At 37.8% G+C, this 7,948-nt stretch carries 9 protein-coding genes; all 9 read left to right on the forward strand.

Annotation, left to right across the window (positions count from 1 at the left end):
- Positions 1 to 531 (forward strand): site-specific integrase (locus RUH60_RS11285; RefSeq protein ID WP_313808362.1); only part of this gene is annotated, 531 nt, incomplete at its 5' end.
- A 37-nt stretch (positions 532 to 568) separates the two neighbouring features.
- Positions 569 to 1,048, forward strand: a complete 480-nt coding sequence (locus RUH60_RS11290) for a tyrosine-type recombinase/integrase (RefSeq protein ID WP_313808376.1) — start codon at positions 569 to 571, stop codon at positions 1,046 to 1,048.
- 140 nt (positions 1,049 to 1,188) lie between these two features.
- Positions 1,189 to 2,640, forward strand: a complete 1,452-nt coding sequence (miaB, locus tag RUH60_RS11295; protein ID WP_313808364.1) for a tRNA (N6-isopentenyl adenosine(37)-C2)-methylthiotransferase MiaB — start codon at positions 1,189 to 1,191, stop codon at positions 2,638 to 2,640.
- 33 nt (positions 2,641 to 2,673) lie between these two features.
- Positions 2,674 to 3,933, forward strand: a complete 1,260-nt coding sequence (locus RUH60_RS11300; protein WP_313808366.1) for a sigma-54 dependent transcriptional regulator — start codon at positions 2,674 to 2,676, stop codon at positions 3,931 to 3,933.
- A 22-nt stretch (positions 3,934 to 3,955) separates the two neighbouring features.
- Positions 3,956 to 4,459 carry an LptE family protein gene (locus tag RUH60_RS11305; protein WP_313808368.1) on the forward strand — a complete coding sequence of 168 codons (504 nt, stop codon included), beginning with the start codon at positions 3,956 to 3,958 and terminating at the stop codon, positions 4,457 to 4,459.
- 11 nt (positions 4,460 to 4,470) lie between these two features.
- Positions 4,471 to 5,388: a tetratricopeptide repeat protein gene (locus tag RUH60_RS11310; protein ID WP_313808370.1), complete on the forward strand. Its 918-nt coding sequence runs from the start codon at positions 4,471 to 4,473 to the stop codon at positions 5,386 to 5,388.
- 6 nt (positions 5,389 to 5,394) lie between these two features.
- The gene (gene secG, locus RUH60_RS11315) at positions 5,395 to 5,772 is read left to right on the forward strand and encodes a preprotein translocase subunit SecG (RefSeq protein ID WP_313808378.1); all 378 of its coding nucleotides are present in this window, start codon (positions 5,395 to 5,397) and stop codon (positions 5,770 to 5,772) included.
- A 140-nt stretch (positions 5,773 to 5,912) separates the two neighbouring features.
- Positions 5,913 to 6,188: a co-chaperone GroES gene (gene groES, locus RUH60_RS11320; RefSeq protein WP_313808372.1), complete on the forward strand. Its 276-nt coding sequence runs from the start codon at positions 5,913 to 5,915 to the stop codon at positions 6,186 to 6,188.
- Between the two features lie 11 nt (positions 6,189 to 6,199).
- Positions 6,200 to 7,831 carry a chaperonin GroEL gene (groL, locus tag RUH60_RS11325; protein WP_313808374.1) on the forward strand — a complete coding sequence of 544 codons (1,632 nt, stop codon included), beginning with the start codon at positions 6,200 to 6,202 and terminating at the stop codon, positions 7,829 to 7,831.
- Positions 7,832 to 7,948 lie beyond the last annotated feature (117 nt).

The following is a 7,948-nucleotide window of genomic DNA, read 5'->3' on the forward strand; positions in this document are numbered from 1 at the left end:
ACTATGAAATGGGAAGCCAAAATAATCCGTCTTAATGGAGAAGACCGAATCGGAGTTACATTCGAGAAAACGCCCGATACAATTTCAAGAATACGAGCTTTGCACGGTTCCAAATGGAATTACAAGCTTCATATATGGCATTTACCCGATACGGAAGAAAATCGAATTCGCTTTCGGTTAAAACTTAAAAATGAGTTACTTCCTTCATCTGAAGGCATCAAAGCAATTGAAAAATTCACAAAGTACTTACGTTCCAAGCGATACAGTGAAAACACTTTGAAAACCTATGTAGATTCATTACGCTCGTTTTTGGTGTTTTACAACACGAAACCAATATCTGACATTTCTAACGAAGATGTGATTACCTATAACAATGATTATATTATTAGGAATCAATTGTCTGCTTCGTTTCAAAATCAGATTGTGAATGCGATTAAACTGTTCTTCAGAAGTATCGAAAACAAAACTATTGACCCGGAATTAATCCATCGTCCCAAACGGGAAAAAAAAATTACCAAACGTACTCAGTAAAGAAGAAGTAAAAGCCATTTTAGAATCACCCGTCAATATCAAACACAAAGCAATGTTAAGTTTGATTTACGCTTGCGGCCTCCGAAGAAGCGAACTGATCAATTTAACACTCAACGACATTGATTCGAAAAGAAATGTTATCATCATCCGTCAGTCTAAAGGCAAAAAAGACCGAATTGTTCCGTTTTCGGGAAAAGTTCTTGAGATGGTGAGAGACTATTATAAATTATACAAACCGAAACATTGGCTTTTCGAAGGACAAAACACAAGCGAAAAATATTCCGAACAAAGTTTGCAATCCGTCTTAAAAACAGCTTTAGAAAAAACCAAAATCACCAAACCCGTTACATTACATTGGCTTCGTCACAGCTATGCAACACATTTATTAGAAAACGGTACCGATTTACGATATATTCAAGAATTGTTAGGCCATAACAGCAGCAGAACTACAGAAATCTACACCCATGTGAGCACCAAAAGTCTTCAGCAAATTAAAAGTCCTTTCGATGACTTGTAAAACAAAATGACTTAAAGACAGCTTATTTTCAACATCAAAAAAACAATCCTTTATTATTTGTTAAACAAATCTGCCATCTTGTCATAAAATCAAATTTAGTATTATCTTTGCGGACTGATTTTTACACTTTGCAGTGATTTATGGAAAAGATTATCGAAGAAAACAAGCAAGGAACCAGCCTTGTAATGGAACAGAAGAACGAAAACCAAAAGAAGCTTTTCATTGAAAGTTACGGTTGTCAGATGAATTTCTCTGATAGCGAGATTGTAGCTTCTATTTTGGCGAATGAAGGTTACAACACTACTCAAAATTTAGAAGAAGCCGATTTGGTATTAGTTAATACGTGTTCAATTCGAGACAAAGCCGAACAAACCGTTCGCAAACGTTTGCAAGAATACAACGCGATTAAAAAAATCAACCCAGGAATGAAAGTTGGCGTTTTAGGCTGTATGGCGGAACGTTTAAAAAGCAAATTCCTAGAAGAAGAAAAAATCGTAGACATGGTTGTTGGACCCGATGCTTACAAAGACATCCCGAATCTTCTAAAAGATGTGGATGAAGGTCGTGATGCCATCAACGTAATCCTTTCCAAAGACGAAACCTATGGTGATATTTCGCCAGTACGTCTACAAAGTAACGGTGTAACTGCATTTGTTTCCATCACACGTGGTTGTGACAATATGTGTACTTTTTGCGTAGTTCCGTTTACTCGTGGACGTGAACGCAGCCGTGAACCACAATCCATTTTAGAAGAAATTCAGGATTTATGGAACAGAGGTTTTAAAGAAATCACGCTTTTAGGACAAAACGTTGACAGTTTCCTTTGGTACGGTGGCGGTTTGAAAAAAGACTACGAAAAAGCAACTGAAATGCAAAAAGCAACTGCTGTAGATTTTGCACAATTATTAGATATGTGTGCGACGCAGTTTCCAAAAATGCGTTTCCGTTTCTCGACTTCTAACCCGCAGGATATGCACATAGAAGTAATCGAGGTAATGGCCAAACACCATAACATCTGCAAATACATTCACTTGCCGGTGCAGTCAGGAAGTACAAGAATTCTTAAAGAAATGAACCGTCAGCATACTCGCGAAGAGTACATGACGCTAGTAGATAAAATTTACGAAATCATTCCGGATATTTCTTTGTCGCAGGATATGATTTCTGGTTTCCCAACCGAAACCGAAGAAGATCACCAAGACACCTTAACTTTAATGGAACACGTAAAATACGATTTCGGTTTCATGTTTGCGTATTCCGAAAGACCAGGAACTTTGGCAGCAAGAAAAATGGAAGACGATGTTCCTGAAGAAGTTAAGAAACGTCGTTTGAACGAAATCATTGATTTACAACAAAAAACTTCTTTGCAACGCGCACAACGTTTCATTGGTCAAACCGTTGAAATTTTGGTTGAAAAAGAATCCAAACGTTCCGATGCACATTGGAGCGGAAGAAATTCCCAAAATACGGTAGCGGTTTTCCCGAAAGAAAATTACAAACCGGGCGATTTCGTTTTGGTAAAAATCAGCGACTGTACTTCAGCTACTCTTATTGGTGAAGCGGTTGGATACGCAACACAAATGCAAAGTTAATCACAGAGAATTTAACTCATTCAAACTATAGCAATGGAATCTGTCCAAGCCATAAAACAACGCTTTGAGATTATTGGAAACGACCCGAAACTCAACCGCGCGATTGAAAAAGCCATTCAAGTCGCCCCTACCGATATTTCCGTATTGGTAACAGGTGAAAGTGGTGTTGGTAAGGAAAGTATTCCGAAAATCATCCATTCGCTTTCGCACAGAAAACACGGAAAATACATAGCCGTAAACTGTGGTGCGATTCCGGAAGGAACCATTGACAGTGAATTATTCGGGCACGAAAAAGGTTCATTTACAGGAGCAACATCTACTCGTGAAGGGTATTTTGAAGTAGCCGATGGCGGAACAATATTTTTAGACGAAGTTGGAGAATTGCCTTTAACTACACAAGTACGTTTACTGCGTGTTTTAGAAAACGGAGAATTTATCAAAGTAGGTTCTTCCCAAGTACAAAAAACCAATGTTCGCATTGTGGCAGCGACGAATGTACAGATGCAGGAAGCTATCGAAAAAGGAAAATTCCGTGAAGATTTGTATTATCGTTTAAGTACTGTCGAAATCGGATTACCACCATTGCGCGACCGAAAAGACGACATTCATTTATTGTTTCGAAAATTTGCTTCGGATTTCGCTCATAAATACAAAATGCCGCCTATCAAATTGGACGACAATGCCGTTCAATATTTATTAAAATACCGTTGGAGTGGAAATATTCGTCAGTTACGAAATGTTGCTGAACAAATTTCAGTTTTGGAAACGAATCGCGATATCACAGCAACTACTTTAGCCGGATATTTGCCCGCTGAAGGAAGTAATTTACCTTCGGTTATCGGAAAAAAATCGGAAAGTGACTTTTCATCGGAACGCGAAATTCTGTACAAAATCCTATTCGACATGAAGAGTGATTTGAACGATTTGAAGAAACTCACATTGGATTTAATGCAGAACGGAAACGCTAAAAATGTTCAGGAAACCAATAAAAACCTGATTCAGCGCATTTACGGTCAGAAAGAGGAAAATGAAATTCCTTACGAAGAGCCAACGTTCAATGCTATTCCGGTGCAAAACCAGCACGAACAGGAAGAATTTGAAGACGATGACGACCACAATTATCTGTTCGCCGAGACTGTTGAGGAAGAAGACTCACTACGTTTGGACGAAAAAGAAATAGAACTCATCAAAAAAGCTTTGGAACGCAACAAAGGAAAACGCAAGGCCGCAGCGGATGAATTGGGAATTTCAGAAAGAACTTTGTACCGAAAGATAAAACAGTTTGATTTATAGTATATTTGGATTTTAAAATCAGATGAAAAAACTACATTATATAATTGCCTTTTTTGTTTTTATAAGTCTTAGCTCTTGTTCCTATTATAACTTTACCGGAACTGGAAAAATTGACGCTAAAACATTTCAGGTAAACTATTTCCAGAATGTTTCCCCATTAGTTGAACCAGGTATCGACAGAACGTTTACCTTAGAGTTACAGGAAATTATACAAAACCAGACAAATTTAAACCTGACCAACAACAATGGTGATTTGGTTTATGAAGGCGAAATTACCGATTACCGCATCACTCCAATGACAGCAACAGCAAACCAATTGGCTGCTCAAAACCGTTTGAGTATCACGGTAAATGTTCGTTTCACCAACAAAAATAAATCAGAAGATGATTTTGAAAAACGTTTTTCATTTTATTATGATTTCCCAGGTAATGACCAATTGGTTGGTCCACGTTTAACCGCTGCGTTGGATGAAATTTTCGAGCGAATCACCCAAGATATATTTAATGCTTCCTTAGCCAAATGGTAATTTAAACAACTTTGAACGTACACGATTTAACATATCTGATTCACAAACCCGATGCTATTAACGGGAGACAAACCCTTGAACTGGAATCCGTTTTAGAGCAGTTCCCCTATTTTCAGTCGGCTCGTGCGTTACACCTGAAAGGTTTGTACAATCAGAATAGCTTTCGTTACAATCAAGAATTGCGAAAAACAGCGGCTTATTCCACAGACCGCAGTGTACTTTTTGAATTTATCACATCGGAAAATTTCTCATCGGTTCAGAAAGCTTTTTTAGAGGAAAAAGAAGCCGCCATAAACGATATTATCGTCAATCAGTACAAAATAGTAATTTCAGACAAAATCGAAGTCCAGCCCAAAAGCAACACTTTGGAACAATCGATACTTTCGTCCATTCAGAATGCAGAACCAATAATTATCGAAAAGACGACAACTTCCGAAGAAATTCAAGTTGAAGAAATTACAAAATTCAAAACAGAAATTTTAGAAGAAGAAACTACTACAGATTCAATTATTGAAGAGCGCCTGGAAATAGGAAAACCGCTTGATTTTTCCAAAGACGAAAAACACTCGTTTCAAGAATGGCTTCAATTAACCAAATTGACTCCAATTGACCGCGAATCTGAAGAATCGGCTGCTGAAATTGACGAGGAAAAACAGAAAAAAATAGATTTAATTGACAAGTTTATCGAGAACAATCCGAAAATTTCTCCAGTCAAAAACAATACGTCAACCCCTGTAAATATTGAAAAATCAACGCAGGACAACACCTTTTTAATGACGGAAACTCTGGCCAAAGTTTATTTGGAACAGAAAAAATATCAGAAAGCAATTCAAGCTTATGAAATTTTAATTTTGAAATATCCAGAAAAAAGTAGTTTCTTTGCAGACCGAATTTCGGATATTAGAGATTTGCAACAAAATAATAATTAAAGATTTATCAATATGTTTTCAATTTTTTTAGTGTTAATCACAATCGTTTGTTTCCTACTTGTAGTAGTAATTATGGTTCAGAATCCTAAAGGTGGCGGTTTATCTTCAGCAATCGGCGGTTCACAAATGATGGGTGGTGTACAAAAAACCAATGATTTCCTTGACAAAAGTACTTGGACTTTAGGTGGTTTATTGATTGCATTAATTTTATTATCAAGCTTAAGCTTTTCAGGAGCTTTAGGTGAGAGCGGTTCAAAATTAATTGATGGAAGCACTCCTGCCCCAGCTGCGACTACTATTCCGGCTGCAACAGATGCAAAACAAGAAACTCCAGCAGCTACTACAGATGCAGCAAAACCTGCAACTGAAGAAGCACAACAATAATTTCAATCGAATTGAATTTTCAAATGCCAGCCTGTCAGTGCTGGCATTTTTATTTAGTAAATTTGTCAGTTAAAACCGCTTGGCACAATTTCTGAAATAGGCTAGGCATCCATTTAAATTAAAAATAAAAACATAGCATTATGGCATTAAAAATCAAACCTCTTTCAGACCGAGTTCTTGTAGAGCCTGCTGCGGCAGAAACACAAACAGCTTCTGGAATTATCATACCTGATACCGCTAAAGAAAAACCACAAAAAGGAACAGTAGTCGCTGTAGGAAACGGCTCTAAAGACCACACTATGACTGTAAAAGTTGGTGACACAGTTCTATACGGAAAATACGCCGGTACCGATTTGAAATTTGAAGGAAAAGATTATTTAATCATGCGTGAGGACGACATCCTTGCAATCATCTAAAAAACAAAACAATGGCAAAAGATATAAAATTCGATATTGAAGCTCGCGACGGTTTAAAACGTGGTGTAGATGCATTAGCCAATGCGGTAAAAGTAACTTTGGGGCCAAAAGGTCGTAACGTAATCATTTCTAAATCGTTTGGAGCGCCAACGGTAACTAAGGACGGAGTTTCAGTTGCTAAAGAAGTAGAATTGAACGATCCGTTAGAGAACATGGGGGCTCAAATGGTAAAAGAAGTAGCTTCAAAAACCAACGATTTAGCCGGAGACGGAACTACAACCGCAACAGTTTTAGCACAAGCCATCGTAAAAGAAGGTTTAAAAAACGTAGCCGCTGGTGCCAACCCGATGGATTTAAAACGCGGTATCGACAAAGCCGTTGAAGCGATTGTTGCCGATTTAGGCAAACAAGCCAAAGAAGTAGGTTCTTCTACTGAAAAAATAAAACAAGTAGCTTCTATTTCAGCGAATAACGATGAAGTGATTGGTGATTTGATTGCTACGGCTTTCAAAAAAGTAGGTAAAGAAGGGGTTATCACTGTGGAAGAAGCAAAAGGAACTGACACAACGGTTGATGTTGTAGAAGGAATGCAATTCGACCGCGGTTATTTATCACCTTACTTCGTAACCAATACTGAAAAAATGGAGGTTGAATTAGAAAGACCTTACATTTTATTATACGACAAAAAAGTATCGTCTTTAAAAGAATTATTACCGATTTTAGAACCGGTTGCCCAATCTGGAAAACCATTATTAATTATTGCTGAAGATGTTGACGGTGAAGCTTTATCCACTTTAGTAGTAAACAAATTACGAGGTGCTTTAAAAATAGCTGCTGTAAAAGCTCCAGGTTTTGGAGACAGAAGAAAAGCAATGTTGGAAGATATTGCCATCTTAACCGGCGGAATTGTTATTTCTGAAGAAAGCGGCTATACCTTAGAAAACGCAACTTTGGAAATGTTAGGAACTTCCGAAAAAGTAACCATCGACAAAGACAACACAATCATTGTAAACGGTGCCGGAAGTGCTGATTTAATCAAAAACCGAGTAAATCAAATCAAAGCGCAAATGGAATCGACTACTTCCGATTACGACCGCGAAAAATTACAGGAACGTTTGGCTAAATTGGCCGGAGGAGTTGCTGTACTTTACGTTGGAGCTGCAACCGAAGTGGAAATGAAAGAGAAGAAAGACCGCGTAGACGATGCTTTACATGCAACCCGTGCAGCTGTTGAAGAAGGAATTGTTGCCGGTGGTGGCGTTGCCTTATTACGCGCTAAAAAAGTATTGGACAAAGTAAAAGCAGACAACGCTGACGAGGCAACCGGAGTGCAAATTGTTTCTCGTGCTATTGAAGCACCTTTGCGTACTATTGTTGAAAATGCAGGTTTAGAAGGTTCTGTTGTTGTTGCTAAAGTAGCTGAAGGCAAAGACAACTTCGGATACAACGCTAAAACTGACGAATACGTAGACATGTTAAAAGCTGGTGTAATCGACCCGAAAAAAGTAACCCGTGTTGCTTTAGAAAACGCTGCTTCAGTTTCAGGAATGATTTTAACTACCGAATGTGCTTTGGTAGAAATCAAAGAAGATAATGCCGGTAGCGGAATGCCAATGGGTGGCGGAATGCCGGGAATGATGTAATATAAATACATATAAAAATCTTAAAAGGGACGTTTAAAATAAACGTCCCTTTTTTTCGTTTTTAACAAATAATTAAAAGTTATGCTGCAAAAACACTGAACAATTCTTATACTTTTG

Source organism: Flavobacterium sp., assembly GCF_032153895.1.
In the GTDB taxonomy this organism is placed as follows: Bacteria; Bacteroidota; Bacteroidia; order Flavobacteriales; family Flavobacteriaceae; genus Flavobacterium.